This window comes from Luteimonas sp. MC1895, assembly GCF_016457215.1.
Taxonomy (GTDB): domain Bacteria; phylum Pseudomonadota; class Gammaproteobacteria; order Xanthomonadales; family Xanthomonadaceae; genus Luteimonas.
In genome coordinates this window covers 208,746-235,418 of record NZ_JAEMDY010000003.1, presented here as the reverse complement: position 1 = coordinate 235,418, position 26,673 = coordinate 208,746, and the positions used below count along the sequence as shown (strand labels likewise).

24 protein-coding genes are annotated in these 26,673 nt (G+C 71.3%); 8 read left to right on the top strand and 16 right to left on the bottom strand.

The genetic code is table 11. The features are described from left to right. Positions 1–15: 15 nt before the first annotated feature. Complete coding sequence (locus JG616_RS09130) at positions 16–1,620, top strand: calcineurin-like phosphoesterase family protein (RefSeq protein ID WP_199392396.1); 1,605 nt, start codon at positions 16–18, stop codon at positions 1,618–1,620. Between the two features lie 257 nt (positions 1,621–1,877). On the opposite strand, the gene mtnC is transcribed toward JG616_RS09130, so the two are convergent. From mtnC to JG616_RS09105, 5 genes are all read right to left on the bottom strand, one after another. Beyond that, positions 1,878–2,570 (bottom strand): acireductone synthase, encoded by a 693-nt coding sequence (gene mtnC / locus JG616_RS09125; protein WP_199361718.1) that lies wholly within the window; start codon positions 2,568–2,570, stop codon positions 1,878–1,880. After that, positions 2,567–3,124, bottom strand: a complete 558-nt coding sequence (locus tag JG616_RS09120) for an acireductone dioxygenase (RefSeq protein ID WP_199392395.1) — start codon at positions 3,122–3,124, stop codon at positions 2,567–2,569. Before JG616_RS09120 ends, mtnC begins: the two co-directional genes overlap by 4 nt. 12 nt (positions 3,125–3,136) lie before the next feature. Beyond that, positions 3,137–3,781 carry a methylthioribulose 1-phosphate dehydratase gene (locus JG616_RS09115; RefSeq protein WP_199392394.1) on the bottom strand — a complete coding sequence of 215 codons (645 nt, stop codon included), beginning with the start codon at positions 3,779–3,781 and terminating at the stop codon, positions 3,137–3,139. Between the two features lie 203 nt (positions 3,782–3,984). After that, positions 3,985–5,286: an amino acid permease gene (locus tag JG616_RS09110; protein ID WP_199392393.1), complete on the bottom strand. Its 1,302-nt coding sequence runs from the start codon at positions 5,284–5,286 to the stop codon at positions 3,985–3,987. A 28-nt stretch (positions 5,287–5,314) separates the two neighbouring features. Further along, a complete protein-coding gene (locus tag JG616_RS09105) occupies positions 5,315–6,805 on the bottom strand; it encodes an amino acid permease (protein ID WP_199392392.1) in 1,491 nt (496 codons plus the stop codon). Positions 6,806–6,993: 188 nt separating this feature from the next. Between JG616_RS09105 and JG616_RS09100 the strand changes: the two genes are divergently transcribed. Beyond that, the gene (locus tag JG616_RS09100) at positions 6,994–7,545 is read left to right on the top strand and encodes an NUDIX hydrolase (RefSeq protein ID WP_199392391.1); all 552 of its coding nucleotides are present in this window, start codon (positions 6,994–6,996) and stop codon (positions 7,543–7,545) included. 224 nt (positions 7,546–7,769) lie between these two features. On the opposite strand, the gene serA is transcribed toward JG616_RS09100, so the two are convergent. Then, positions 7,770–9,002 (bottom strand): phosphoglycerate dehydrogenase, encoded by a 1,233-nt coding sequence (gene serA / locus JG616_RS09095; RefSeq protein WP_199361724.1) that lies wholly within the window; start codon positions 9,000–9,002, stop codon positions 7,770–7,772. Between the two features lie 116 nt (positions 9,003–9,118). Here serA and JG616_RS09090 point away from each other — a divergent pair, with 116 nt between their 5' ends. Genes JG616_RS09090 through JG616_RS09080 form a run of 3 tightly spaced genes read left to right on the top strand, consistent with a single transcriptional unit; the run spans position 9,119 to position 12,715 of the window. After that, a complete protein-coding gene (locus tag JG616_RS09090) occupies positions 9,119–10,513 on the top strand; it encodes an FAD-binding oxidoreductase (protein ID WP_199392390.1) in 1,395 nt (464 codons plus the stop codon). An 8-nt stretch (positions 10,514–10,521) separates the two neighbouring features. Further along, positions 10,522–10,824: a DUF2388 domain-containing protein gene (locus JG616_RS09085; protein WP_199361726.1), complete on the top strand. Its 303-nt coding sequence runs from the start codon at positions 10,522–10,524 to the stop codon at positions 10,822–10,824. A 7-nt stretch (positions 10,825–10,831) separates the two neighbouring features. Continuing rightward, positions 10,832–12,715 carry a DUF4105 domain-containing protein gene (locus tag JG616_RS09080; protein WP_343225005.1) on the top strand — a complete coding sequence of 628 codons (1,884 nt, stop codon included), beginning with the start codon at positions 10,832–10,834 and terminating at the stop codon, positions 12,713–12,715. 116 nt (positions 12,716–12,831) lie between these two features. On the opposite strand, the gene yeiP is transcribed toward JG616_RS09080, so the two are convergent. The 7 genes from yeiP to JG616_RS09045 form a co-directional block, all read right to left on the bottom strand. Then, the gene (gene yeiP / locus JG616_RS09075; RefSeq protein WP_199361728.1) at positions 12,832–13,398 is read right to left on the bottom strand and encodes an elongation factor P-like protein YeiP; all 567 of its coding nucleotides are present in this window, start codon (positions 13,396–13,398) and stop codon (positions 12,832–12,834) included. 9 nt (positions 13,399–13,407) lie between these two features. Then, positions 13,408–14,178 (bottom strand): SDR family NAD(P)-dependent oxidoreductase, encoded by a 771-nt coding sequence (locus JG616_RS09070; protein ID WP_199392389.1) that lies wholly within the window; start codon positions 14,176–14,178, stop codon positions 13,408–13,410. Between the two features lie 32 nt (positions 14,179–14,210). Then, positions 14,211–16,799: an EAL domain-containing protein gene (locus tag JG616_RS09065; protein ID WP_343225004.1), complete on the bottom strand. Its 2,589-nt coding sequence runs from the start codon at positions 16,797–16,799 to the stop codon at positions 14,211–14,213. After that, positions 16,796–17,695 (bottom strand): hydroxymethylglutaryl-CoA lyase, encoded by a 900-nt coding sequence (locus tag JG616_RS09060; RefSeq protein ID WP_199392388.1) that lies wholly within the window; start codon positions 17,693–17,695, stop codon positions 16,796–16,798. Before JG616_RS09060 ends, JG616_RS09065 begins: the two co-directional genes overlap by 4 nt. A gap of 1 nt (position 17,696) precedes the next feature. Further along, on the bottom strand, positions 17,697–19,706 hold the full coding sequence (locus JG616_RS09055) for a biotin carboxylase N-terminal domain-containing protein (protein WP_199392387.1): 2,010 nt from the start codon (positions 19,704–19,706) through the stop codon (positions 17,697–17,699). A gap of 61 nt (positions 19,707–19,767) precedes the next feature. Next, on the bottom strand, positions 19,768–20,151 hold the full coding sequence (locus tag JG616_RS09050) for a GxxExxY protein (protein WP_199361732.1): 384 nt from the start codon (positions 20,149–20,151) through the stop codon (positions 19,768–19,770). Between the two features lie 97 nt (positions 20,152–20,248). After that, positions 20,249–21,031: an enoyl-CoA hydratase-related protein gene (locus JG616_RS09045; protein WP_199392386.1), complete on the bottom strand. Its 783-nt coding sequence runs from the start codon at positions 21,029–21,031 to the stop codon at positions 20,249–20,251. A gap of 89 nt (positions 21,032–21,120) precedes the next feature. Here JG616_RS09045 and JG616_RS09040 point away from each other — a divergent pair, with 89 nt between their 5' ends. From JG616_RS09040 to JG616_RS09030, 3 genes are read left to right on the top strand one after another with little or no spacing between them, the layout of a single operon-like run. Next, positions 21,121–21,423, top strand: a complete 303-nt coding sequence (locus JG616_RS09040) for a FeoA domain-containing protein (protein ID WP_199361734.1) — start codon at positions 21,121–21,123, stop codon at positions 21,421–21,423. Continuing rightward, on the top strand, positions 21,420–23,300 hold the full coding sequence (locus JG616_RS09035) for a ferrous iron transporter B (RefSeq protein ID WP_199392385.1): 1,881 nt from the start codon (positions 21,420–21,422) through the stop codon (positions 23,298–23,300). The genes JG616_RS09040 and JG616_RS09035 overlap by 4 nt, the downstream gene beginning before the upstream one ends. Continuing rightward, complete coding sequence (locus JG616_RS09030; protein ID WP_199361736.1) at positions 23,300–23,533, top strand: DUF6587 family protein; 234 nt, start codon at positions 23,300–23,302, stop codon at positions 23,531–23,533. The genes JG616_RS09035 and JG616_RS09030 overlap by 1 nt, the downstream gene beginning before the upstream one ends. Positions 23,534–23,845: 312 nt before the next feature. Here the strand turns inward: JG616_RS09030 and JG616_RS09025 are convergent, their stop codons facing one another. The 3 genes from JG616_RS09025 to JG616_RS09015 all read right to left on the bottom strand — a co-directional run bounded on the left by JG616_RS09025 (position 23,846) and on the right by JG616_RS09015 (position 26,660). Then, positions 23,846–24,220, bottom strand: coding sequence for a hypothetical protein (locus tag JG616_RS09025; protein ID WP_199392384.1), 375 nt, complete (start codon positions 24,218–24,220; stop codon positions 23,846–23,848). After that, positions 24,217–24,768, bottom strand: a complete 552-nt coding sequence (locus tag JG616_RS09020; RefSeq protein WP_199392383.1) for a polymer-forming cytoskeletal protein — start codon at positions 24,766–24,768, stop codon at positions 24,217–24,219. The genes JG616_RS09025 and JG616_RS09020 overlap by 4 nt, the downstream gene beginning before the upstream one ends. A gap of 284 nt (positions 24,769–25,052) precedes the next feature. Next, positions 25,053–26,660: a carboxyl transferase domain-containing protein gene (locus tag JG616_RS09015; protein ID WP_199392382.1), complete on the bottom strand. Its 1,608-nt coding sequence runs from the start codon at positions 26,658–26,660 to the stop codon at positions 25,053–25,055. Positions 26,661–26,673 lie beyond the last annotated feature (13 nt).

Sequence of the window (26,673 nt, the reverse complement as noted above, 5' to 3'; positions counted from 1 at the left end):
GGAGCCACGATGTCCATGTCCCTGCGCCTCCTGTCATTGATCTGCCTGCTGGCGGCGTCCGGCGTTGCCGATGCGGTGCGCTGGGAGGGGCGCGTCTTCCACGACCTCGATGGCAATGGCCTGGCGGACCCCGACGAGCCGGGCATCGCAGGGGTGGCGGTGTCGGACGGGAGGACGCTCGCGCTGAGTGACGCCGATGGCCGCTACCGTCTCGACGCACGCGACGCTGTCCCGGTGTTCGTGGTGAAGCCCGCCGGCTGGCGACTGCCGGCGCGCGATGACGGCCTGCCCGCGGCCTGGCACGCGCCGCGTGGTCCTGGCCATGTGCACCGCGGCGACTTCGCCCTGCAGCAGCCGGACCGGCGGGGAGACCGCGCGCTGTCGGTGCTGGTGTTCGCCGACCCGCAGGTGAAATCGCTGGTCGATGTCGACCATTACGCGCGCGACATCGTCGCGCCGCTGGCGGCCGCGGACCGCCGTGCCGACCTCGGCATCAGCCTGGGCGACATCGTCGACGACGTGGTCGCGCTGTATCCGCAGGTCAACGCGGCGACCACGCGGCTGCGCGTGCCCTGGCTGCACGTGCCCGGCAACCACGACTTCGACCCGGGCGCGGACGCCGACGATGCCTCGCTCGCCGCCTTCCACGCCAGCTACGGGCCCGACAGCTTCGCGTGGCATGAGGATGCCGCGAGCTTCCTCATGCTCGACGACGTGGTGCTGCAGCCCGGTGGACGGCCCTCTTATGTCGGCGGCCTGCGCGAGGACCAGTTCGCCTTCCTCGAGGCCTGGCTGCCCAGCGTGCCCAGGGACCGCCTGCTGGTGCTGGGCGTGCACATCCCGCTGTTCGATACCGCTGCGCCCGGTCGGCCCGCCACGTTCCGCACCGCTGACCGCGAGCGGCTCTTCGCACTACTGCAGGACGTTCCGAAGCTGCTGGTGCTCAGCGGCCACCGGCATACCCAGCGCCACCACCGCCACGGACCCGCGGAGGGTTGGCATGGCGCGGAGCCGCTGCACGAGTTCAACGTTGGTGCCGCCAGCGGGGCCTTCTGGTCGGGTGCACCGGACGCCGAAGGCATCCCCGACGCGACGATGGCCGATGGCACGCCGAACGGGCATGCGCTGCTCGACATCGCGGCCGACGGGCGCTATCGCCTCTCCTGGCATCCGGCGCGGCTGCCGGCCGACGACCCCGCGCGCACCGCGGCCATGCACCTGCACGCACCCCGCGCGCTGCGGCGCGGCGCGTATCCGGCGTGGGCGGTGTACGCCAACGTCTACATGGGCGAGGCCGACACGCGCGTCGAGTACCGCGTGGACGGCGGCGAGTGGACGGCCATGCAGCGGGTCGAGCGTCCCGACCCCTGGCTCATGGCCGAGAACGCGCGCGACGATGCCGCCGCAACCCTGCGCGGCCATGACCGCTCGCCCGAAGCCGAACCCTCGACCCACCTGTGGCGCGGCGCGCTGCCGACCGACCTGGCCGCCGGTGACCACGACATCGAGGTGCGCGCCTTCGACCGCTGGCACGGCGAGCAGCGGGCCGCGACCCGCTACCGCCTCGAAGAACGCCCGACACCCGTCCCGCCCCCCGCGACCGCGCCCCGCCCCCTGTAGGAGCGGCTACAGCCGCGATGTCCGCAGCGTCGGATCGCGACCTGTAGGAGCGGCTACAGCCGCGATCGCCCTTGCCGGGTCAGGCCATCGCACCGTGGATCGCGGCTATAGCCGCTCCTACAGTGGATCGGCAGCGGATCGGCAGCGGATCGGCAGCGGATCGGCAGCGGATCGGCAGCGGATCGGCAGTGGATCGGCAGAGGACCGGCAGAGGACCGGAAGCAGACCGGAAGCAGACCGGAAGCAGACCGGCGGCGTCAGGGGTTTACGGCGTCGAAGCTTTCCACCCGCGCGTGTCCGTTGCAGGCGTCACCGCCGCGCGGCTCGGGATAGTCCTCGAGACGGTCGACCAGCACCGTGCGCAGTCCGGCTTCGCGCGCGGCGTCGAGTTCGGCGACCACGTCGGACAGGAACACGATCGCCTCGGGTGCCACGCCGAGCTCCGTGGCGATTCGCGCATAGCTGGCAGCCTCGCGCTTGCCGCCGACCTCGGTGTCGAAGAACGCGTCGAACAGCGGCAGCATGTCGCCGGCATCGGAATGCCCGAAGAACATCTTTTGCGCCGGCACCGATCCCGACGAGTAGACCGCGAGCGGGTGCCCCGCCGCGTGCCAGCGGCGCAGGCCGTCGACCGCATCGGGATAGACGTGCGCGGTGAAGTCGGCGCGGCGGTAGCCATCGGTCCAGATCAGGCCCTGCAGGGCCTTGAGCGCCGTGTGCTTGCGGTCCTCGTCGATCCAGCCCTGCAGCACCTCCACGATCACCGCGTCATCGCACACCGCCCCGTGCTCGGTCGCCACCTGGTCCAGCCACCGCCGGACCTCCGGCTCCTGGCCGCGCTCGCGCACGAATCGGGGCAGCTCGCGCCGCGCATACGGAAACAGCACGTCGCGCACGAACGAGATGCTGCCCGCCGTGCCCTCGATGTCGGTCAGGATGGTGGTCTTCATGGACGCGACGGCTTCTCGTAGCGCGGGAAGCGCTGGGCGATGTCGGTGCCGGTGAAGTGGCCCACCCAGCCGTCGGGCTGCTGGAAGAACCGGATCGCGACGAATTCGGGCTCGGGGCCCATGTCGAACCAGTGCGTGGTGCCGTCGGGCACGGCGATCAGGTCGCCCTTGACGCACTCGATCTCGTAGACGCGGTCGGCCACGTGCAGGGTGAACAGGCCGGAGCCGGCGACGAAGAAGCGGACCTCGTCTTCCTTGTGGAAGTGCTCGTCGAGGAAGGTCCGGCGCATGTCCTCGCGCTTCGGGTTGTCGGGCGCGATGCTCACCACGTCGACGGTGGTGAAGCCGCGCTCGGCGCTGATGCGCGCGATGTCGTCGGCGTAGGCGGCGAGCACCTCGTCCTGCGAGGCACCGGCGGAGACCGGCTGGCTGGCCTGCCAGCGCTCGAAGGTGACCCCGATCGACGCGAGCTCGCGCGCGATCGCGTCGCCGTCGCGGGTGTCGAGGAGCGGTGCGCCGGGGGCGTCGTCGGCAAAGATGCGCAGGCGGCTCATGGCGGTCTCCAGTCAGTGGCCGGCGGTGAGCCGGCGCAGCTCCAGCTCGCAGTCGAGCAGGAATTCGAATGCGTCCAGGTGCCGGCGCGCCTCGGCCATGTCGCGGCCCCAGGCGTACAGGCCGTGGCCGTCGATCAGGTAGCCCCACATCGGGCGCTGGTCGAGCAGGGCATCGACCTGCGCGGCGAGCGTGGGCATGTCCTGCGAGTTGGGCAGCACCGGCACGTCGATCGCGGCCTCGTGCGTCGCATTGCCGCGGAAGGCCTTCAGCAGTTCGTATCCTTCCAGGCGCACGTGCCCGGAGCCGGCGAACAGCCGCGAAGCGATCGTCTGCGCGCGCGAATGGGTGTGCAGCACGCAGCCGACGTCGGCGAAGCGCGCATAGAGCCGGGTATGCAGCAGCGTCTCGGCCGAAGGCCGGTGGTCACTGCCGACGGCGCGACCGTCCATGTCGACGACCATGATGTCGTCCTCGCGCAGCTTGCCCTTGTCGCGACCCGAGACGGTGATCGCCGCGTGGGCGCCATCCAGCCGGTGCGAAAAATTGCTGCTCGTCGCCGGCGTCCACCCGAGGGCCGCCAGCTCGCGCACGTTGACGATGATCTCACCGGCCAGCTCGCGCAGCCGGTGGACGTCGTAGGGCAGTGTCTCCTTCATGCCGCAAGTCTATCGCCAAACCCCGGCGTGGTCCGGGGCTCGAGGGGGAGCGAAGTTTCTTTTTTTGCCACGGATGAACGCGGATCACACCGATTTACGCGGATAAGGCAGGGGCAGGTGTCAGCGCGCTTTTTCCCGGCCTTTGCTCTATCCGTGTGAATCCGTGTGATCCGCGTTCATCCGTGGCAAAGCTTCTCCCGTCCTCACGCCACAGCGGGCTTCCGTCGACCGAATCCGCGGTAGGCGGCGAGTGCGAGCAGGGCGATGACGACGGCGCCGATCAGGGTATCGATCGGGGTCGACCAGACGAGCAGCCCGCAGGCGACCAGGGCACCCATGCCGAGCAGGCGGTCGGAGGTGGTCGCCGGCCGCGCGGGGCTGCCCAGCAGCAGGCTGAGGCCGGCGGCGACGTAGGCCATCACCACCAGGGTCACGGCCATGTTGATGATCGCCTCGAACTGCGAGGACACCGAATCCGACAGCGTGGTCAGCGCGATCAGCGTCATCGCCAGCACCACCAGCAGCAACCCGGTCGAGGCGGCGCCGTTGCGCCGCACGCGTCCGAACACGGCGGGCAGGAAGCCGCGCTGCGCGGCGCGCGCGCCGGATTCGCCGGTGACCAGCATCCAGCCGCCGAGCGTGCCGGTGGCCTTCAGCGCGGCGGCCGCGGCAATCACCGGAATCGCCCACTCGCCGAACATCCGCCCTGCCACCAGGGCGAACGGCGCGCTGGAGCCCGCAAGTTCCTGCACCGGCACGATGCCCATCATCAGCACCGACGACGTGAGGTAGACCACGCCGGCCAGGACGATGCCGCCGAGCGTGGCGATCGGCACGTTGCGGTCCGGATCGCGCACCACGCCGGCGACCATGGCGCCGGTCTCCAGGCCGATGAAGGCCCAGAACACCACCGCCAGCGAGCCGAAGGCGACCATCGGATCGGACTGGCCGCTGACGTTCCAGCCGGCGCTGAACAGCTCGGGATTGAAGTGGGTCCAGCCCGCGACCAGGATCGCCGCCACCGGCAGCAGGCCGAAAACCACGCAGAACGACTGGAAGCGCGCGATGCTGCGCGGCCCCAGAAGGTTCAGGCCGAACATCGCCCAGATCAGCAGCACCTGGCCGGTGAGCCGCACGCCGAGCGAGTCCTCGATCGGCAGCAGGATGATCAGGTAGCCGAAGGCCGCCACCGCGATGGCGTTGTTGCCGATCCACGACGACAGCCAGTACAGCGTCGACGCCAGGAAGCCCATGTCGCGGCCCAACGACGGACGCACATAGTCGTCCGGCGAGGTGAGGTCCGGATGCTGGCGTGCGATGCGCGCGAAGGCCGCGCCCAGTGCCACCGCCAGCAGGGTGCCGATCAGCCACGACAGCGCGGTGACCGTGCCGGACTTGGCCAGGGTGGCCGGCAGCAGGAAGAAGCCGGAGCCGATCATGTTGTTGGCGACCATGAAGGTCGCCAGCACCGGGCCGATCTTCTTCACGGCGGTGGTCGTGGACATCGTTGTTGGGATTCCCCGAAACGCGCGGTCAGCGCGCCTTGTTGAGCTTGCTGTTGCGGTAGCCGTAGCCGAAGTAGATCGCCTGTCCGAGCAGGGTCCACAGCACGAAGATCAGCCAGTGCTCCATGAACGACTGGAAGAACAGGAACAGGCAGGCGATCACGCCCAGCGGGCAGATCAGCCAGAACATCGGCACGCGGAACGGCCGCGTGAGGTCGGGTCGGGTATAGCGGAGCACGAACACGCCCAGGCAGACCGTCGCGAATGCGATCAGGGTGCCCATCGAAACCAGTTCGCCGAGCACGCTCAGCGGCATGAAGCCGGCCAGCAGGCAGGCCACGACGCCCACCACGATGGTGCCGACGTAGGGCGTGTGGTGCCTGGGGTGCACCTTGCCGAACATCTTCGGCATCAGGCCGTCGCGCGACATCGAATAGAAGATGCGCGGCTGGGCCATCAGCATCACCAGGATCACCGACGACAGGCCGGCGATCGCGCCGATCTCCACCGCGGTCTTCAGCCAGCCGAGGTTGGCGCCGGGATTGGCCCGCATGGCCAGCTCGAGCGCGGTGGCCACCGGCTTGGCGGTGTCGAGCTCGCGATACGGCGCCATGCCGATCAGCACCGCGCAGACCGCGATGTAGACCAGGGTGCAGAGGACCAGCGAGCCGAGGATGCCGATCGGCATGTCGCGCTGCGGGTTCTTCGCCTCGCCGGCGGCGGTCGAGACCGCGTCGAAGCCGATGTAGGCGAAGAACACGATGGTCGCGGCGCGGAACACGCCGTCCATGCCGAAGCGGCCAGGGCCTTCGTTGGCCGGAATGAACGGGGTGAAGTTGGCCGGATCGATGTACTGGATGCCAAAGCCGAGGAAGGCCGCGATCACGGTGATCTTGATCGCGACGACGATCGCGTTCACGTACGCCGACTGGGTGATGCCGACGTAGCAGAGCCCGCTGACCGCGGCGACGATCGCCACCGCCGGCAGGTTGATGACGCCCGCGGTGCGCACGAAGCCCGAGCCGTCCCAGGTGATGGGCGCCGAGGCCAGCTCGGCGGGGAAGGGGAGTCCGAGCGTGGTGGTGAGGAAGCTCACCAGATAGCCCGACCAGCCGACCGCGACCGTACTCGAGGCGAACAGGTACTCCAGCACCAGGCACCAGCCGATGAACCAGGCGACGTATTCGCCCAGCGTGGCGTAGGAGTAGGAATACGCGCTGCCGGAGACCGGCATCATCGCCGCGAACTCCGCGTAGCAGAGGCCCGCGAACGCGCAGGCCAGGCCGGCGAGGACGAAGCTAAGCATGATCGCCGGGCCGGCGTGGTTGGCGGCGGCCTGGCCGGTCAGCACGAAGATGCCGGCGCCGATCACCGCGCCCACGCCCAGCAGCACCAGGTGCCGCGCGGTCAGGGTGCGCTTGAGGGTGGCTTCGCCCTGCAGGCTGCCCTCGACGGGCTCGCCGGCATCGACGTGCGGAGCCGGTTCGACCGGCTTGACCCTCATCAGCGCTTTCAGCATCCGCAGCTTCTCCCCTCGTTGGTCAGGTCCCGCGGCGGGCCTTCCCCTGGCCATGCCGCGATGGGTGGCGCATCGCGCGCCACGGCCGCCGTACCTTGCCAAAGCGGTTGCGCATGCACAAGCCGCAGTGCAGCGCGCTGCGCGGCGATAATGGCGCCCCGTCCCAGTGCCGCCCGCGGCGATCCAGCATGCCTCCCGATCCGATCACCGCGCTCGAGTCCGCATTCACCGCCCATGCCGCCGCGTGGCCGGGCGAAGCCGAGGACGCCGCCCGGTTCATCGTGCTGCTGCGCGAGGGCGTGCATGCCTTCCTGCGCGAGCGGCTCGAGGGGCACTTCACCGCCTCCGCCCTGCTGGTCAGCGCCGACGGACGGCGCACGCTGCTCACCCATCACCGCAAGCTCGGACGCTGGCTGCAGCCCGGCGGACACGCCGATGGCGACACCGACCTGGCGCGCGTGGCGCTGACCGAGGCCAGCGAGGAGAGCGGCCTGCCGGGCCTGCGCGTGGAGGGCGGGATCTTCGACCTCGACCGCCACTGGATCCCGGAGCGCAAGGGCGTGCCCGGCCACTGGCACCACGACGTGCGCTACGTGGTGCGCGCGGGCGCCGACGAGGCGTATGTGGTCGGCGAAGAGTCGAACGATCTCGCCTGGATCGCCGTCGATGCCGTGGCCGCCGACGAGTCCATGGACCCCTCCCTGCGCCGCATGGCCCTCAAGTGGGTGGCCCGCGGCTGAGGGAAGAGCGAGAAGCTTTGCCACGGATTGACGCGGATAAGCGCGGATTTACGCGGATAGGGCAAAAGCGGGTTTGTTTGATGGAGCGAAGAGCGGAGCGGGCGGTGGCCCCTGCGTGGTGGACAGCGCCCGCGGTCCTCTTCCTCGTTTCCGCTTGATCCGCGTCAATCCGCGCTTATCCGCGTCAATCCGTGGCAAAAGAGTTTTCCCGTATCCCACCGAGGCTAGTAGAGGACGCGCGCGCGCAGCGTTCCGGGCACCTCGGCCAGCTGTGCGCGCAAGGCCGCGGCCTGTTCCGGCGTCGCGCCGACGTCGATCACCACGTAGCCGACCTCGGCATCGGTGCGCAGGTACTGGCCGTCGATGTTGAGCCCCGCCTGCGAGAACACCTCGTTCACCCGCGACAGGACGCCGGGCACGTTGCGGTGGATGTGCAGGATGCGCTGGCTGCCCTCGTGCCCGGGCAGGGTGACCTCGGGGAAGTTGACCGCCGACAGCGTGCTGCCGTTGTCGCTGTAGCGCACCAGCTTCGAGGCGACCTCGGTGCCGATATTGTCCTGCGCCTCGAGCGTGCTGCCGCCCACGTGCGGGGTCAGGATCACGTTGTCGAAGCGCGTGAGCGGCGAGTCGAAGGCCTCGTCGTTGCCCTTAGGCTCGACCGGGAACACGTCGATCGCGGCGCCGCCGATGTGCCCGCTGTCCAGCGCCGCGGCCAGCGCGTCGATGTCGACGACCGTGCCGCGCGAGGCGTTGACCAGGTGTGCGCCGGGCCGCATCGCCGCCAGCGCGGCCGCGTCGACCATCATCCGCGTCGCCGGGGTCTCGGGCACGTGCAGGGTGACCACGTCGGCGCGCGCAAGCAGATCGTCCAGGCCGGCGGCGGCGCGCGCATTGCCCAGTGCCAGCTTCGCCTCGACGTCGTGGAACAGCACGCGCATGCCGAGACCTTCGGCCAGCAGGCCGACCTGGGTGCCGATGTGGCCGTAGCCGACGATGCCCAGGGTCTTGCCGCGGACCTCGCGGCTGCCGGCCGCCGACTTCAGCCAGCCGCCACGCAGGCAGGCGGCGTGGCGCGCGGGGACGCCGCGCATCAGCATGATGATCTCGGCGATCACCAGCTCGGCCACGCTGCGGGTGTTCGAGTAGGGCGCGTTGAACACCGGAACACCAACGCGCGCGGCGGCGCCGAGGTCCACCTGGTTGGTGCCGATGCAGAAGCAGCCCACGGCCATCAGCCGCCGCGCGTCGGCCAGCACGTCCGCGGTGAGCTGGGTGCGCGAGCGGATGCCGAGGATATGCGCCTCGCCCACGCGCTCGCGCAGGGCGTCGCCGGTGAGCGAGCCCGCGTGGGTCTCGATGCTCGAGTAGCCGGCGCTGCGGAAGACCTCCACGGCGCTCTCGCTCACGCCCTCCAGCAGCAGCACGTGGATGTCCTTGCGCGGGTAGGAGGTCTTCATCGTCGGCGCCCTGGGGGAGGCCTGCAGTGTGCCAGCGGCGCCGCGGTGTTGCACTGCAGCGGTGGACGCTGGGGCGCGCCGCTGGCAGGCTGGCCGTTCCGCACAGGCACCCGGCCATGCACGACCCCAGACTCGATTCCCTGCGCAGCGCGCTCCCCGGCCTGCGCCTGGCCACGGAACCCGACGAGCTGCTGCACTACGGCCGCGACTGGACCCGGCGCTGGACGCCGGCGCCGCTCGCGGTGGCCCTGCCCGGCGACACCCGGGAGGTGCAGGCCGTGCTGCGCTGGGCCAGCGACGAAGGCGTGCCGGTGGTGCCGTCCGGCGGACGCACCGGCCTCTCGGGCGGCGCGGTGGCGGCGAACGGCGAGCTGGTGCTGAGCCTGGAGCGCATGCGCCGGGTGCTGGCCTTCGATCCGGTCGACCGCAGCCTGACCGTCGAGGCCGGCACGCCGCTGGAAGCGGTGCAGGAGGCGGCGCGCGCCCACGGCCTGCAGTACCCGGTGGATTTCGCCGCGCGCGGTTCCTGCACCATCGGCGGCAACATCGCGACCAATGCCGGCGGCATCCGCGTGCTCCGCTACGGCAATACCCGTGAATGGGTGGCGGGGCTGAAGCTGGTGACCGCGGCGGGCGAGCTGCTCGACCTCAACCGCGGCCTGGTCAAGAACTCCAGCGGCTACGACCTGCGCCACCTCGCCATCGCCTCGGAAGGCACGCTGGGCGTGGTGGTGGAGGCGACGTTGCGGCTGGCGCCGCCGCCGCCGCCGGTGGCGACCCTGCTGCTGGCGCTGCCCTCGTTCGACGTGCTGATGCAGGTCTTCCAGGCGCTGCGCGAGCGGCTGTCGCTGGAAGCGTTCGAGTTCTTCACCGACGTGGCGCTGCGCCACGTGCTCGCGCATGGCGCGCAGGCGCCGTTCGACACCGGCCATCCGTACTACGTGGTGGTGGACGCCGCGGCCGTCGGACCGGACGACCCGCATCTCCTCGATGCGTTCGCCCATTGCGCGGAGCAGGGCTGGGTCGAGGACGGCGTGGTCGCGCAGTCGCACGCCCAGGCGCTGCAGCTGTGGCGCCTGCGCGAGGGCATCACCGAGGCGCTGGCGCCGCACCTGCCGTACAAGAACGACGTCGCCGTGCGCGTGTCGGCGATGCCGGCGTTCATCGCCGAGGCGCAGGCGCTGCTGGCGACGCACTACCCCGGGTTCGAGGTGGCGTGGTTCGGGCACATCGGCGACGGCAACCTGCACATCAACGTGCTGAAGCCGGCCGCGCTGGAGCAGGACGCCTTCGTCGAGCGCTGCGGCGCGGTGACGGCGCACCTGGCCGGGCTGGTGGAACGCCATGCCGGCACCATCTCCGCCGAGCACGGGATCGGCCTGGTCAAGAAGCCATACCTCGGCTGTACGCGGAGCGCGGCCGAGATCGCGGTCATGCGCGCGGTGCGCGCGGCGCTGGATCCGGCGGGTATCCTCAATCCCGGAAAGCTCTTCGATCCCCCGTCCCGGTAGGCACCCCCATGATCCGCATCGTCTCCGCCTGCGCGCTCGCGCTGGCCATCGCCACGCCCCTCCACGCGTCCAGCTTCGCCGGCACCAGCGCGGGCGCGGGCTCGGCATCCAGCGGGGCCAGCTCGGGCTCGACGTCGGGCAATGACAAGGTGGTGCTGCAGGCGCGCGAGGACGCGGCCGGCTTCGTCGCCAGCGACGGGCGCATCCGTGGCGCACGGCTGGAAGCGGCCCTGCGCGCCCTGCGCGAAGACTCGGCGGACGCGCGCGCGGCGAGCGACCTCGAGCTGGCGCGGGCGATCCTGGCGCGCTGAGCTGGACGTGATCCGCCCGGCGCTGGCGCTGGCGACAGCGCTGGCCCTGGGATGGCCGTCCGGCGCGCAGGCTGCGCTGCGCGTCGGGGCGGCCGCGGACGCCACGCCGCGGGAGCAGGAGCGCACGCGCGCGCTGGTGGACGACGTGCTCGGCCGCCTGCCGCCGCGGTGGCGCGACCAGGCGCGTTCGCTGACCCTGTCGTGGCGCGACGACCTGCCCGAAGGGGTGCACGGCCGCCTGCGTGGCCGCCGGATCGGCCTGTCGCGCGGGTTGCTTGAGCCGGAACCTGGCGACCGGGTCGGGAGCTACGCCGCCGCCGCCGACGCCGCGAAGCCCGACGTCCACGCCGACACCGACTCCGCCAGCGGCGCAGCAGCCCAGGGGCCGGCGACGTCGGCGCTGGTGCACGAGCTCGCGCATGCCTGGGACCGCGAACACGGCCTGTCGCGCGAGCCGCGGCTGCTCGACCTCGCGGGATGGCAGGTGCGGCCGCTGTGGCCGGGCCGCGCGCCGCACAACGCATTCACCGCGCGCAGTCCGGACCGCTACGAGCTGCATTCGCCGGCCGAATTCGTCGCGGTGAACCTCGAGCACTTCATCCTCGATCCCGCCTATGCCTGCCGCCGGCCACTGCTGCATGCGTGGTTCGCGGAGCACTTCGGCTGGGCGCCCGCTGCGAACGCGTGTGCGCCCGCGCTGCCCTGGGTCGACGCCGGCGCACTGGCCGACGCGGGGGCCCGGCCCCTGCTCGAGCTCGACCCCGCGCAGGTGTTCGCCGTGGATTACCTGCTCGCGGGCGACGGCGAGGCGATGGCGAGCCGCTGGGGCCACGCCATGCTGAGGCTGGTCGTCTGCGCGCCGGGACGGACGCCCGGGCCCGACTGCCGCCTCGATCTCGAGCACCATCGCGTGCTGTCGTTCCGCGCGTTCGTCGACGACCTGCAGCTCTCGAGCTGGCGCGGCCTGACCGGAGGCTATCCCTCGCGGCTGTTCGTGCTGCCGCTGCAGCAGGTGGTCGACGAATACACGCGGGTCGAGCTGCGGCCGCTGGCCTCGATCCCGCTGCGGCTGTCGGACGAGGAGATCGGCGGCCTGCTGGAGCGCGCGGCGCGCGTGCACTGGAGCTATGACGGGCGCTATCGCTTCGTCGGCAACAACTGCGCGGTCGAGACCTGGAAGCTGCTGCACGATGGCGTCCCGCGCGCGGCGCAGGCGCGGCTGGACGGCATCACGCCCAAGGGCCTGCTGCGGCGCCTGCGTCGCGCGGGCCTCGTCGACGACGCGCAGGTGCCGACCGATCCCGGCGAGGCGCTGCGCCTGGGCTACCGCTTCGAACCCATGACCGCGCACTACCAGGCGCTGTACGACGTGGCGCGCGCGCACCGCGGCGCCTGGCCGGACGGGGTCGAGGCCTGGCTGCGCATGCCGCCATCGGCCCGGGCGTCCGGGCTGGAGGATGCCGACCTGCGGGCCTCGGCGGCGCTGCTGCTGCTCGAGGAAGCGGCGCTGCGCCGCGAACAGCAGCGTGCGCGCGAGCTGTTGAAGCGGCGGCTGCCGCGGGCAGGTGCCGACGGCGCGGACGCCGCCTCCGACGCCGACGGTCTGCTGGCCGAAGCGCTGCGCGAGGGCGGCGCGTTCGCCAGCCCCGCACGGCTGTTGTCACTTCCCGGCTACGGCGTGCCGCAGGCGGCCGAGCGCGAGCAGGCGCGCAGCGAAGCCGCGGTGCGTGCCGCGCGCCTGCGTTCGCTGGATGCACGGCTTCGTGCCGCCGCGCGCGACGGGTTGCCGTCCGGGAACCGGGCGGCACTGGAACAGACCGAGGCCAACATCGCCGCCCTCGGCGCCCGCCTGCGCGCGCTGCACCAAGCCGAAGGCGGACTGCATCTGTAGGAGCGGCTACAGCCGCGATCGGCCGCCCCGGGCAGGGCGACAGATCGGATCGCCGCTATAGCGGCTCCTACAGGAGGCGGCGGGTTGGATCGCCGCGGTGCAGGAACGGGCGCCCGTCAGTCCGCGCGACCGGAGAACTCGCCGCTGGTGGTGTTCACCAGTACGCGCTCGCCGTTGACGATGTACTCGGGCACCTGGATCTCGAGGCCGGTCGACAGGCGCGCCGGCTTCGGGCGCTTGGTGGCCGTGCCGCCCTTGAGCTCCGGCGGGGTTTCCACCACCTCCAGCGCCACCGTCTGCGGCAGCTGCACCGCGATCGGCAGGTCGTCGATGATCTGCACGAAGCAGCCACCCAGGCCGTCGCTGATGTAGCCGGCGTCGTCGCCGACCACGTCGGCGTCCAGCGTGTAGGGCGTGTAGTCCTCGTCGTCCATGAACACGAAGGCTTCGCCGTCCCTGTACGAATAGCTGGCCTGGCGGCGCAGCAGCTCGACTTCCTTCAGGTCGTCGTCGCCGTCGAACGAGGCGTCGGTCTTGTTGCCGCCGGGCACGCTGTACATGGTGAAGCGGAAGCGCACGTTGCCACCGCGGCCCTGCGGCGAACTGCGCTCGATGTCGCGCACCTGGTAGACGGTGCCGTTGTGCTCGACCACGTTGCCCTTCTTGACGTCGTAAGCCTTCATCGGTGTTCCTTACTTGGGGGCCAGGCGCACGGCGCCGTCGAGGCGGATGGTTTCGCCGTTGATGTAGCGGTTTCCGGCGATGTAGGCGACCACGTCTGCGAACTCCTCCGGACGTCCCAGCCGCGACGGGAACGGGATCGAGGCCGACAGCGACTGCTGCACGTCGTCGGGCATGCCGTCGACCATCGGCGTCCAGAAGATGCCCGGGGCGATCGTGTTCACCCGGATGCCAAAGCGGGCCAGCTCGCGCGCCATCGGCAGCGTCATGCCGACCACGCCGCCCTTGGACGCCGAGTACGCGGCCTGGCCGATCTGGCCCTCGTAGGCGGCGACCGAGGCGGTGTTGACGATCAGGCCGCGCTCGCCGTCCTCGCCCGCGGCGTTGTGCTGCATCAGCGCGGCGCCGGCCTTGGCGACGTTGAAGCTGCCGACCAGGTTCACCATCACCGTGGACTGGAAGCGCGCCAGCGGCATCGAGCCCTCGCGGCCAAGCACGCGGCCGGCGCCGAGGATGCCGGCGCAGTTGACGACCAGGTTGAGTCCGCCGAGGAACGCCTGCGCGGCGGCGAGGTTCGCGGCCACCACGGCCTCGTCGGTGACGTCGGTGGCGAAGTAGCGCGCGTTGTCCTCGCCGAGGGCCGCGACGGCTTCGGCGCCCTTGTCGGCGTTGACGTCGAACAGCGCGACGCGGCCGCCATCGGCCACCAGGCGTGTGGCCACGGCCAGGCCAAGGCCGGAGACGCCGCCGGTGATGACGGCGCGGATGGAATCAGCTTGCATGGAGGTTCCCGGAAGGGCGGAAACCGCGGATTTTACCGGACTGTCGACGGTGCACGCGGATCCCCGGCGAGCCGGGAACGCACGTGGGCGGCGAACGCATCGGGCGCCAGCCCGGGGGCGAACAGGAAGCCCTGGCCCACCGGCACGCCAAGCTGCAGCAGGAAGCGGCGCTGGGCCTCGTGTTCGATGCCCTCGGCCACCAGTGCCAGCCGCAGGCTGCGCGCGATGCCCGCCACCGCCTGGCACACCGCCACGTCGGACTGGTTGCCCGGGACACCGGAGACGAACAGCTGGCTCAGCTTCAGTCCCTGGATCGGCAGCCGGCGCAGGTAGTTCAGCGCGCTGTAGCCCTCGCCGAAATCATCGATCGCCAGGCCCACGCCCAGCGCGCGCAGCGCGGCGAAGTTGCCCAGGGTCTCCGGCGCGTCCTCGATCAGCACCCGCTCGGTGAACTCCAGCTCCAGCGCGCTGCCGGGCAGGTCGAAGCCGCGGAGCAGGCTGCGCAGCGACGCGGTCAGGTCGCTTCCCAGCAGCTGCCGGTACGACACGTTCACCGCCACGCGCACCACGCCCAGGCCCTCGTCGCGCCACGCGGCGATCTGCCGGCAGGCTTCGTGCAGCACCCAGTGGCCGATGCGCACGATGTCGCCGGTGCCCTCGGCCTGCGCGATGAAGTGGTCGGGGCGCATCTCGCCCAGGCGCTCGTTGCGCCAGCGGATCAGCGCCTCGGCGCCGACCACGCGCCCGCTGGCGAGCTCGACCTGCGGCTGGTAGACGAGGTGGAACTCCTGGTTGTCGGCGGCGTGGCGCAGCTGGGTCTCGAACTGCAGCCGGTCGCGCTTCGACTGCGCCAGCGCCGGGTTGTAGGCCAGGCGGCCGTTGCGCGTGCGTCGCTTGCTCTCGTACATCGCCGCGTCCGCGTGCTGGATCAGCGTCTGCGCGTCGGCGCCGTCCTGCGGCGAGCGCGCCAGGCCGATGCTCGCGGTGACCACGAACTCGTCGCTGTCGAAACCGAAGCCGATCGCGAAGGCATCGAGGATCGCATCGGCCAGCCGCTCGGGCCGGGCGGGGTCGTCGCCGCAGCTGCACACGACCAGGAACTCGTCGCCGCCGAAGCGGGCGATCAGACCTTCCTCGCCCACGGCGCGGCGCAGCCGCTCGGCGGCGGCGGTCAGCAGGTCGTCGCCGGCCGCGTGGCCCAGCACGTCGTTGATCAGCTTGAAGCGGTCGAGATCGATGTAGAGCACCGACACCGGCTGCCCGTCGGCCAGGCGCTCGCGGATCTCGGCCAGCATGGCGTCGCGGTTGAGCAGGCCGGTCAGCGGATCGCTGCGCGCCAGCACACGCAGGTTCTGCTCGCCGTGCTTGCTGACGGTGATGTCCTGCAGGGTCCCGGTGACCAGGGCCGAGCCGGCCACGCCGCTGCCGCTCTCGCCGATCACGCGCACCCAGAACGCCTGGCCGTCGTCGCGCTGGCCCTGCAGGTCGAGGTCGAAGCCGGTGCCGCCGGTCGCCCCCGCCAGCACCTGGCGCAGGCGCGCGGCGTCGCCGGTCAGCAGGCAGGCGAGCATCGCCTCCATCGAACCAAGGTGCCGCGTCCGGCCCAGGATGTGCGCGGCTTCGCGGGTCAGGTAGAGCTGGCCGCTGGCGCGGTCCCACTCCCAGCCGCCGATGCTGGCCAGCGCCTGCACGCGGTCGAACAGCGCGCTGTCGCGCTTGAGGCCGGTGACGTCGGAGAACATCGACAGCACCTGGTCGGGGCGGTCGCCGCCGGCGGCATAGTGCGGAATCGACGTCACCGACAGCCACAGCAGGCGGCGCTGGGTGCGGTGGAACAGGCCGAGCACGGTGCTGCGCACGATGCGCCCCTCATGCAGCGCGCGCAGGGACGGGTACTCGGCCAGCGGCAGCTCGCTGCCGTCGGCGCGCAGCGCCATCCACTGCGCCGGCAGGCTTCCGTCGCGCGGCACCGGCGTGCCCTCGCGCACGCCGAGCATGCGCAGCGCCGCGGAGTTCGCGTGCAGCACGCTGCCGTCCGCGGACTGGATCACGATGCCCTTGTCGATCTGCTCGAGCAGGTCGTGGTAGCGCACCTCGGCCTCGCGCCGGCGGCTGAGGTCGCGCGCGACCGCCACCACGCAGCGCTGGCCGTCGCGGTCGAAGCCCGCCGAGTGCACCTCCACGGGAAAACGGGTGCCGTCGGCGCGCATGTTGCTGACCTCGATGACGTAGGTCTCGCCGCGGTCGAGCGCCTCCAGCACCGGTGCCATGTGGTCCTCGGGCAGGTCGGGGTTGAGCACGTGGATCGGCTGGCCGACGACCTCATGCCGGGGCCGGCGGTAGGCGGCCATGCCGGCGTGGTTGAGGTCGAGCACCGTGCCGTCGGCGGCGATCACGCTGACCGGATCGGGCACCGCGTGGAACAGCGCGTGGTAGCGCGTCTGCGCGTCGCGGACATCGGCGCTGGCCGCGCGCAGCGCATCGGCCGCCTGCGCGAGGAGCTGGCGCGTGGCCGCGGGCAGGGACGGGTCCACGGCCGCCACCTCCAGTTCCGCCAGCACCGCGCTGCCGCCGCCTTCGATCGGCACCTGCAGCAGCCGGTCCGGCGGCGGGCCGTTCACGCGCTGGCCCTGGCCTGTGTCACCCGGCTGCCGCTGGCGCGTCCCAGCACGCTCGACAGCCAGGCCCCCGTGTCGACCAGGGCGTCGAGCTCGACGCCGGTCTCGATGCCGAGCCCGTGCAGCATGTAGACCAGGTCTTCGGTCGCGAGGTTGCCGCTGGCGCCGCGCGCGTAGGGACAGCCGCCGGTGCCGGACACGGCCGCGTCGACCACGGCCAGGCCGTCCTCGAGACAGGCCAGCACGTTGGCCAGGGCCTGGCCGTAGGTATCGTGGAAATGGATCGCGAGCGCCGCCATCGGCACCTCCGATGCGACCGCCCGCAGCATGTCGCGCGCCTTCGCAGGCGTGCCGACGCCGATGGTGTCCCCGAGCGAGACCTCGTAGCAGCCCATCGCGTGCAGCGCGCGCGCCACGCGCACCACGTCGGCCAGCGGCACCTCCCCCTGGTAGGGGCAGCCGAGCACGGTCGAGACATAGCCGCGCACGCGCACGCCATCGGCGCGCGCACGCTCCAGCACCGGTGCGAAGCGCTCCAGCGACTCGTCGATGCCGGCATTGGTGTTGCGGCGGTTGAAGGCTTCGGACGCCGCGGTGAACACCGCCACCTCGTCGGCCCCCACCGCGCGGGCTCGTTCGTAGCCCTGCAGGTTGGGCACCAGCACCGGATAGGCCACGCCGGGCCGGCGGGTGATGCCCGAGAACACCTCGGCGGCGTCGGCCAGCTGCGGCACCCACTTGGGGCTCACGAAGCTCGTGGCCTCGATCGTGCGCAGGCCGGTGGCCGACAGCCTGTCGACGAGTTCGATCTTGTCCGCGGTGGCCACCAGCGCGGACTCGTTCTGCAGTCCGTCGCGCGGCCCGACCTCGACGATGCGCACCTGTGCCGGATGCGCCACCTCAGTCCTCCAGCGTGACCAGCACGGCGTCGGCATCGACGAAGTCGCCTTCGCGCGCCAGCACCTCGCCCACCACGCCGTCGCGCGGCGCCTTCAGCGCAAGCTCCATCTTCATCGCCTCCATCACCAGCAGCTCCTGGCCTTCGCTGACGCGCTCGCCCGCCTGCACCCGCGTGACCACGATACGCCCCGGCATCGGCGCCGCAACCCGGTTGCCGCCGCCCGCGCCCTCGCTGCGCGCGGGCTCGTAGGCCCCCACGCGTTCGAAGCGCCAGTGGCGGCGCCCGTCGTGCAGGCGCACGGCGGTGCCGTCGGTGTCGAGCGCGTAGCGGAGTCCCCGGCCGTTGAAACGCGCATGCAGGGTGCCCGAGGCCAGCCGGGCGCCTTCCACGCGCAGCGGCGCGGCGTCGGCGAACGCGATCCGGTAGTCGCCGCCGGCGCCGTGCGCGACCGCGACCTGGCGCGTGTCGCCTTCGCCCAGGACCACGCGGCGCAGCCCGGCATGGCCCAGGCGCCAGCCATCGGCGATGCCCCAGGGTGAGCCGGGATCGCCGCTGCCGGCCGCCGCGCAGCGCGCCTCGGCCTCGGTTCCGAGCAGCGTCGCGACCACGGCCGCGGCGCGTGCATCATCCGCGCCTTCGGCCGGTGCGCCGTCGTCGCCGATGAACTCGTCCAGGTGGCGGTCGAGGTAGCCGGTGTCGATGCGGCCTTCGACCACGGCGGGGTGCCGGGCCAGCCGCTCGAGGAAGGCGATGTTGGACTTCGGTCCTTCGATCACGCAGGCGGCCAGCGCCGACCGCAGGCGCGCCAGCGCCGCGGCGCGGTCGTCGGCGTGGACGATGAGCTTGGCGATCATCGGGTCGTAGAAGATCGTCACCACGTCGCCCTCGACCACGCCCGAATCGATGCGCACGCCGTCGGCGTCCGCGGGCAGGCGCAGGCGCTGCAGGCGGCCCGAGCCGGGCAGGAAGCCGGCGTCCGGGTCCTCGGCGTACAGGCGCACCTCGATCGCGTGCCCGCGCTGGGCAACGTCGGCCTGCGCCAGCGGCAGCGGCTCGCCGGCGGCGACCCGCAGCTGCCACTCGACCAGGTCAAGCCCGGTCACCAGCTCGGTCACCGGGTGCTCGACCTGCAGCCGCGTGTTGATCTCCATGAAGAAGAACTCGCCCGAGGGCGCGACGATGAACTCCACCGTGCCGGCGTTCTGGTAGCCGATCGCCCGCGCCGCCAGCACCGCCGCATCGCCCATGCGCGCGCGCAGCTCCGGCGTCAGGAACGGCGAGGGCGCCTCTTCCAGCACCTTCTGGTAGCGGCGCTGGGCCGAGCACTCGCGCTCGTTCAAATGGATGGTGTTGCCCTGCGCATCAGCGAACACCTGGATCTCGATGTGCCGCGGCGACTCGATGTAGCGCTCCAGCAGCACCCGGTCGCGGCCGAAGGCATTGCGCGCCTCGCGCTGGCAGCTTTCCAGCGCGGGCAGGAAGCCGTCGGCGGCGCGCACGATGCGCATGCCCTTGCCACCGCCGCCGTACGCGGCCTTGATCATCAGCGGGTAGCCGATGCGGTCGGCCTCGCGCTGCAGCAGTCCGGGCGCCTGGTCCTCGCCGGTATAGCCCGGCACCACCGGCACCCCGGCCGCCGCCATCAGCTCCTTGGCCCCGGCCTTGCTGCCCATGCGCCGCATCGAGTCCGCCTTCGGCCCGATGAACACCATCCCCGCGGCCTCGACCGCATCGGCGAAGTCCGCGTTCTCGCTGAGGAATCCATACCCGGGATGGATGCCCTGCGCGCCGCTGGCGAGCGCCGCCGCGATGATCGCCTCGCCGCGCAGGTAGCTGTCCTGCGGCCGCGGTCCCCCGATGGGCCAGGCCTCGTCGGCCAGCTGCACGTGCTGCGCGCCGGCGTCGGCCTCCGAGTACACCGCCACCGTGGCGATGCCCATGCGGCGGGAGGTCCGGATGACGCGGCAGGCGATTTCGCCGCGGTTGGCGATGAGGATCTTCGAGAGCATTTTTTTGGCCACGGATCTGCGCGGATAAGAGCGGATTTACACGGATAAAGCAGGGGAGAGTCTAAGAGAAAACGCGGCGGCGGAATTCCGGGCTCGGGCCGAAGTTGAGGAGAAGCCCGAGGCGGATGCCGGTGGCCTTCAAGTAGTTGATGAGTTGGGCTTCATGCGCGGGAGCGATCCGGAGGACGGCCTTGATCTCGATGAGGAAATGATCGTTGACGAGCATGTCGGCCCTGAACTGGCCGACGACTTGCCCGTGGAATCGCACGTCAATGGGCACCTGTCTCCTTACATCAAACCCGCACTCCTCGAGCCTGACGGCCAGCGCCGCTTCGTACACGCTCTCGAGAAATCCGTGCCCCAGCTCGTTGTACGTATCGAAGAACGCCCCGATCACCTTCCCGCTGAGTCCGCCAGACACCAATCCACCGCCGGCCGCATCCATGCGCCCACCTCCCGATAGCCGTGCCCACTCTAAACCGCTCTATCCGTGTAAATCCGCTCTTATCTGCGCAGATCCGTGGCCAAATAAGCTCCTCCTGTCACTCCACCCAACCCGGCCTGCGCTTGTCCAGGAATGCCCCCAGGCCTTCCTGGCCTTCGGGGGAGACGCGCAGGGCGGCGATGAGGGCGGCGTTGTCGTGGTCGAGGCGGTCGCGGTCGGTGGCGGCGGCGGTTTCGCGGACCAGGCGCTTGGCGTCGGATGCGGCGAAGGGCGCGGCCTTGAGGAGCAGGGCGAGCTGGCGGTCGATGGCGACGTCCAGTGCGTCCGCCGGCACGACCTGGTGCAGCAGGCCGATGCGCAGGGCTTCGGCGGCGTCGAAGAGTTCGGCGGTGGCGAAGTAGCGGCGGGCGTTGCGGGTGCCGATGGCGCGGATGAGGTAGGGCGAGATCACCGCCGGCAGCAGGCCGAGGCGGCTTTCGGTCAGGCCGAACGTCGCCCCGGCCACGCCGATGGCGATGTCGCAGCAGGCCACCAGGCCGACGCCGCCGCCGAAGGCCGCGCCCTGGACACGCGCGATCGTCGGCTTGGGCAGTTCGTCCAGGGTGCGCATCAGCCGTGCCAGGCGCAGCGAGTCCTCGCGGTTGGCGTCCTCGCTGGCGGCGGCCATGCCGCGCATCCAGTTGAGGTCGGCGCCGGCCGAGAACGAGGCTCCCGCCGCCTCCAGCACCACCACGCGGACGCCGGGGTCGCGCCCCAGCGCCTGCAGCGCCTCGGTCAGCGCGGCGATCAGGGCGTCGTCGAAGGCGTTGTGCAGGGCAGGGCGGTCCAGGCGCAGGCGCGCGACCGCGCCCTCGCGGGCCAGCGTGAGGTTTGCCGACATGGGAAGGCCTTGAAAAAAAGAGGATGGCCGATGATACCGGCCGGTCCGGCGCGCTTTATAATGAGAACCATTCCCAACCGGACCTGCCCGTGAGGCTTTCCGAACTTCCGCGCCGCGTGCGTGGCGTGGTCGAGCGCGTCGAGGCGCGCTTCGAAAACGATCCGATCGCCCGGCGCCTGCGCGAGCTGGGTTTCGTCGCCGGCGAGGACGTGCAGGTGACCGCCGCCGGGCCCTTCGGCGCGGAGCCGCTGCTGGTCCAGGTCGGCTATACGCGCTTCGCGCTGCGGCGCGAGGAGGCCGCGCGGGTCTTGCTGGCGGCGGTCGAGGACGCGTGCGGCACCGGGCTGGCCGGAGAGTCGCGCGCCGCGCGCGCGCGTGACGCCGCCGCATGAGCGAGCTCGCCGCCGTCGTCCCCCGCCTGGCCCTGGTCGGCAACCCGAACTGCGGCAAGACCGCGCTGTTCAACCAGCTCACCGGCAGCCGGCAGAAGGTCGCCAATTACGCCGGGGTCACCGTCGAGCGCAAGGAGGGCCGGCTGCTCGCGCCCTCGGGCCGCGCCTACGCCGTGCTCGACCTGCCCGGCGCCTACAGCCTGGTGCCTTCGAGCCTGGACGAGGCGATCACCCGCGACCTCTGCCGTGGCTTCTATCCCGGCGAGCCCGCCCCGGACGTCATCGTCTGCGTGGTCGACGCCACCAACCTGCGGCTGCACCTGCGCTTCGCGCTGGAGGTGCGCGAGCTCGGCCGGCCGATGGTGCTGGCGCTGAACATGGTCGACGTGGCGGCACGCCGCGGCGTGCGCATCGACCGTGCTGTGCTGGAAGCCGAGCTCGGCGTGCCGGTGGTGGAAACCGTCGCGGTCCGCCAGGACGGCGCGGCCGCGCTGGTCGAAGGCATCGAGGCCATGGCCGCCGCGCCGCGGGCTCCGGAAAGGCGGCTGGGCGGGGTGGCGCACGCGATGACCACCGACGAGGCGCTCCACGCCGAGACCCGCCGCCTGCTGGCGCTGGCCGTGGCCATGCCCACGCGCACCGCCCACGTCGACGACGCGCTCGACCGATGGCTGCTGCACCCGGTGTTCGGCCTGCTGACGCTGGCGGTGGTGATGTTCCTGATCTTCCAGGCGGTCTACGCCTGGGCCACGCCGGTGATGGACCTGATCGAGTCCGGCACGGCCTGGCTCGGCGGCGCGGTGGGCGATGCGATGCCGGACGGGCCGCTGCGCAGCCTGCTGGTCGACGGCCTGATCGCCGGACTCGGCGGGGTCGTGGTCTTCCTGCCGCAGATCCTGGTGCTGTTCGCCTTCATCCTTGCGCTCGAGGAGTCGGGCTACCTGCCTCGAGCGGCCTTCCTGCTCGATCGGATGATGGCCTCGGCCGGACTGTCGGGGCGTTCGTTCATCCCCCTGCTGTCGAGCTTCGCTTGCGCGGTGCCCGGCATCATGGCCACGCGCTCGATCCAGGATCCGCGCGACCGCATCGCCACGATCATGGTCGCGCCGCTGATGACCTGCTCGGCGCGGCTGCCGGTATACGCCCTGCTGATCGGCGCCTTCATCCCGGCGCGGAAGGTCGCCGGCGGCTTCCACCTGCAGGGGCTGGTGCTGTTCGGGCTGTACATGGCCGGCATCGCCAGCGCGCTGGCGGTGTCGTGGACGATGAAGCGCTGGCGCCGCGACCGCAGCGAGCATCCGCTGATGCTGGAGTTGCCCTCCTACCGCGTGCCGCATCCGCGCGACCTGCTGATCGGGCTGTACGAGCGCGCGATGATCTTCCTCAAGCGCGTGGGCGGCATCATCTTCGCGCTGACGGTGCTGCTGTGGGTCCTGCTGTCGTTCCCGGCGCCTCCGGCCGACGCGGTCGGCCCGGCGATCGACTACAGCTTCGCCGGGCGCATCGGCCATGCGCTGTCGGCGGTGTTCGCGCCGCTGGGCTTCAACTGGCAGATCTGCATCGCGCTGATCCCGGGACTGGCCGCGCGCGAGGTCGCGGTGGCGTCGCTGGCGACGGTCTACGCGCTGGCGGCCGACGACGCGGCGGCCAGCGAAGCCCTGCTTCCGATCATCAGCGACGGCTGGTCGCTGGCGACGGGGCTGTCGCTGCTGGTGTGGTTCATCTACGCGCCGCAGTGCATCGCGACCTGGGCGGCGATCCGCCGCGAGACCGGCTCGTGGAAGCTGATGGCGGTCAACGCGCTGTTCCTGTTCGGGCTGGCCTACCTGGCGTCGCTGGTGACCTACCAGGTGGCGAAGACGCTGGGAGCGGGCTGATGGAAGCCGGCCTCGCGCTGCAGTACGTCGTGGTCGCGGCGGTGGTCGCCCTCAGCGCGTGGATGGTGCTGCGCCGGCAGTTCCCCCTCGCCGCGCGTCGCCTGCGCGTGGCGGTGGCGATCCCGATGGTGCGCGACGGCCGGCCGGCCTGGCTGCGCGCGCTGGGCCGCAGGATCGCCCCGCCGACACCGGCCGGAGCCAAGGCCTGCGGCAGCTGCAGCGGCTGCAGCTGACCCGGCGCCTGCACCTGTCGAGGGCTGCCACTGAGGGTCTGCCTATGCGGATGGACCTGCCACCCGGAATGACCTGCCCCTGTAGGAGCGGCTACAGCCGCGATCCGCGCAGGTCGGGGCAGTGGTGGACTTCCTGATGGGCTGATCGCGGCTGTAGCCGCTCCTACAGGCGCGGCGCAGGTCGAGGCGGTGGAGTCCGTGAGGGGCTGATCGCGGCTGTAGCCGCTCCTGCAGGGGCGGCGCGGGTCGAGGCGGTGGAGTCCGTGAGGGGCTGACCGCGGCTGTAGCCGCTCCTGCAGGGGCGGCGCTTGGCTAGTGGCGCGAGCGCGAGTTGGGGCGCTTGGGCATGCGCCGCATGTCGCTGGTCGGGGTCAGGTCGACCGACAGCGTGAAGGTGCGCGCGTCACCGGGGTGGATCGCCCCGACGCCGACCACTTGGTGCGAGACCTCGTTGCCCTCGTCGTCGCGGATGGTCAGCACCACCGAGTATTCCCAGGCGCCGCCTTCGGACGGGTGCCGGATCTCGCCCTCGACCTGCAGCGCACGGGTGACCTCGACCGCCTGCGCCTTGTCGTCGAAGCGCAGGTAGTGGCGGCACGACGGGCAGACCGTCGCGCTTTCCAGGATCAGGGTCTTGCAGTGCGGGCAGGTGCGGGTGGCACCTGCCGCGCCGGGGCGCTGGTTCACGGGACGACGTCGAGGCCGGCCTTGTCCCTGCTGTCCTTCTGCGCCTTGTCGTCCTTGCCCGTGGCGGTGCCGGCATCGTCCCAGCCGCACTCGACGTGGCCGCGGATGCGCGAGCCCGAGGCGACGGTCAGCGTGCCGGCCTTGACGTCGCCCACCAGCACCGCGGAGGGCTGCAGCTCGACGCGCTCGGCGGATTCGATGTTGCCTTCCAGCTCGCCGGCGACGGTCACGCGCCTGGCGCGCACGCCGCCGTTGAGGCGGGCGCCGCCGTCGATGGTCAGGTCGCCCTCGACGTTGACATCACCCTTGAACTTGCCGGCGATGCGCACGTTGCCGCTGCCGGAAATCTTGCCTTCGATGGTGAGGTCGGATGCGATCACGGATTCACGCGCCTGCGGGGCCGCGGGCGCTGCCGGGCGCTGGGTGGCCTGGAAAGGAGTTTCGGCGGGCTCGAACGAGGCGATCGCCGGGGAAGGCTCGCGCGCGGGGGCGACGGCGTCCTTGAAGGGCAGGTCTTTCTTGGCGGAGCCTTGCGGGAAGATGGACATGGCGCGGGGATTCCTCGGAACGGGCGGGGCAGGGGGGAGGCCGACGATATCATGACGCCACCTTCACAGGCCTGTGACCCAGCGCACGCAATCCGAAGCCCGACAAGGACTTAGCGCCACTCCCGCCCCGTGCGGCCCCCCGGACGACCCCCTGTAGGAGCAGCTACAGCTGCGATCCCGCCGACCTCATAACTCCGGCCTACCTCGAACACACGAACGTGGATCCCGGAGTGAACGGATCGCAGCTGTAGCTGCTCCTACAGAAGACGCCCGCGGAGCGGGGGTCACATGCGGAACACGCCGAAGCGGGCCGGCTCGATGGGGGCATTGAGCGAGGCCGAGACCGCCAGGCCCAGCACGCGTCGGGTGTCGGCCGGATCAATGATGCCGTCGTCCCACAGCCGCGCGGTCGCGTACCACGGGCTGCCCTGGTGCTCGTACTGGTCGCGGATCGGCGCCTTGAACGCCTCCTCGTCGCCAGGGCTCCACTCGCCGCCGCGGGCTTCAATGCCGTCGCGCCTCACGGTCGCCAGGACGCTTGCGGCCTGCTCGCCGCCCATCACGCTGATGCGCGCGTTGGGCCACATCCACAGGAAGCGGCCGCCGTAGGCGCGGCCGCACATGGCGTAGTTGCCGGCGCCGAAGCTGCCGCCGATGACGACGGTGAACTTCGGCACGCTGGAACACGCGACGGCGGTGACCATCTTCGCGCCGTCCTTGGCGATGCCGGCGTTCTCGTACTTGCGACCGACCATGAAGCCGGTGATGTTCTGCAGGAATACCAGCGGGATGCCGCGCTGGTTGCACAGCTCGATGAAGTGCGCGCCCTTGAGCGCGCTCTCGCCGAACAGGATGCCGTTGTTGGCGACGATACCGACCGGATAGCCATGCAGGTGCGCAAAGCCGGTGACCAGGGTCTTGCCGTAGCGCGCCTTGAACTCCTGGAATTCGCTGCCGTCGACGATGCGCGCGATCACCTCGCGGATGTCGAACGGGCGCCGCGTGTCCCTGGGCACGATGCCGTATAGCTCCTCGGCCGCGAACAGCGGTTCGGCCACCGGCCGCGTCGCCACCGGCAGCACCTTGCGGCGGTTGAACGTGCCGACGATGTCGCGCGCGATCTGCAGCGCGTGGCGGTCGTCCTCGGCGAAATGGTCGGCCACGCCGGAGACCGACGTATGCACGTCGGCGCCGCCAAGCGATTCGGCGTCAACCACCTCGCCCGTAGCCGCCTTCACCAACGGCGGGCCACCGAGGAAGATCGTGCCCTGTTCCTTGACGATGATGCTCTCGTCGCACATGGCCGGCACATAGGCGCCGCCGGCGGTGCAGCTGCCCATCACCACCGCCACCTGCGGGATGTTCTCCGCGCTCATGCGCGCCTGGTTGTAGAAGATGCGGCCGAAGTGCTCGCGGTCGGGAAAGACCTCGTCCTGCAGCGGCAGGAACGCGCCACCGGAGTCGACAAGGTACACGCAGGGAAGATTGTTCTCGCGCGCCACGTCCTGCGCACGCAGGTGCTTCTTCACCGTCATCGGGAAGTAGGTGCCGCCCTTGACCGTGGCATCGTTGGCCACCACCACCACTTCCTGGCCCATCACCCGGCCGATGCCGCAGACCATGCCGGCCGCGGGCGCGGCGCCGTCGTACATCTCCTCGGCGGCCAGCGGCGCGATCTCGAGGAAGGGCGATCCGGGGTCGAGCAGGGCGGCGATGCGCTCGCGCGGCAGCAGCTTGCCGCGTGCGACGTGCTTGTCGCGGGCGGTGTCTCCGCCGCCGTCCGCGGCCCGCGTGAGCCGCGCGTCGAGCTCGTCCACCAGTGCGCGGTGGAAGGCGACGTTGTCCTGGAACTCCTGCGAGCGGGGATCGAGGCTGGACTTCAGTGCGGGCATGCGGGAACCGGAG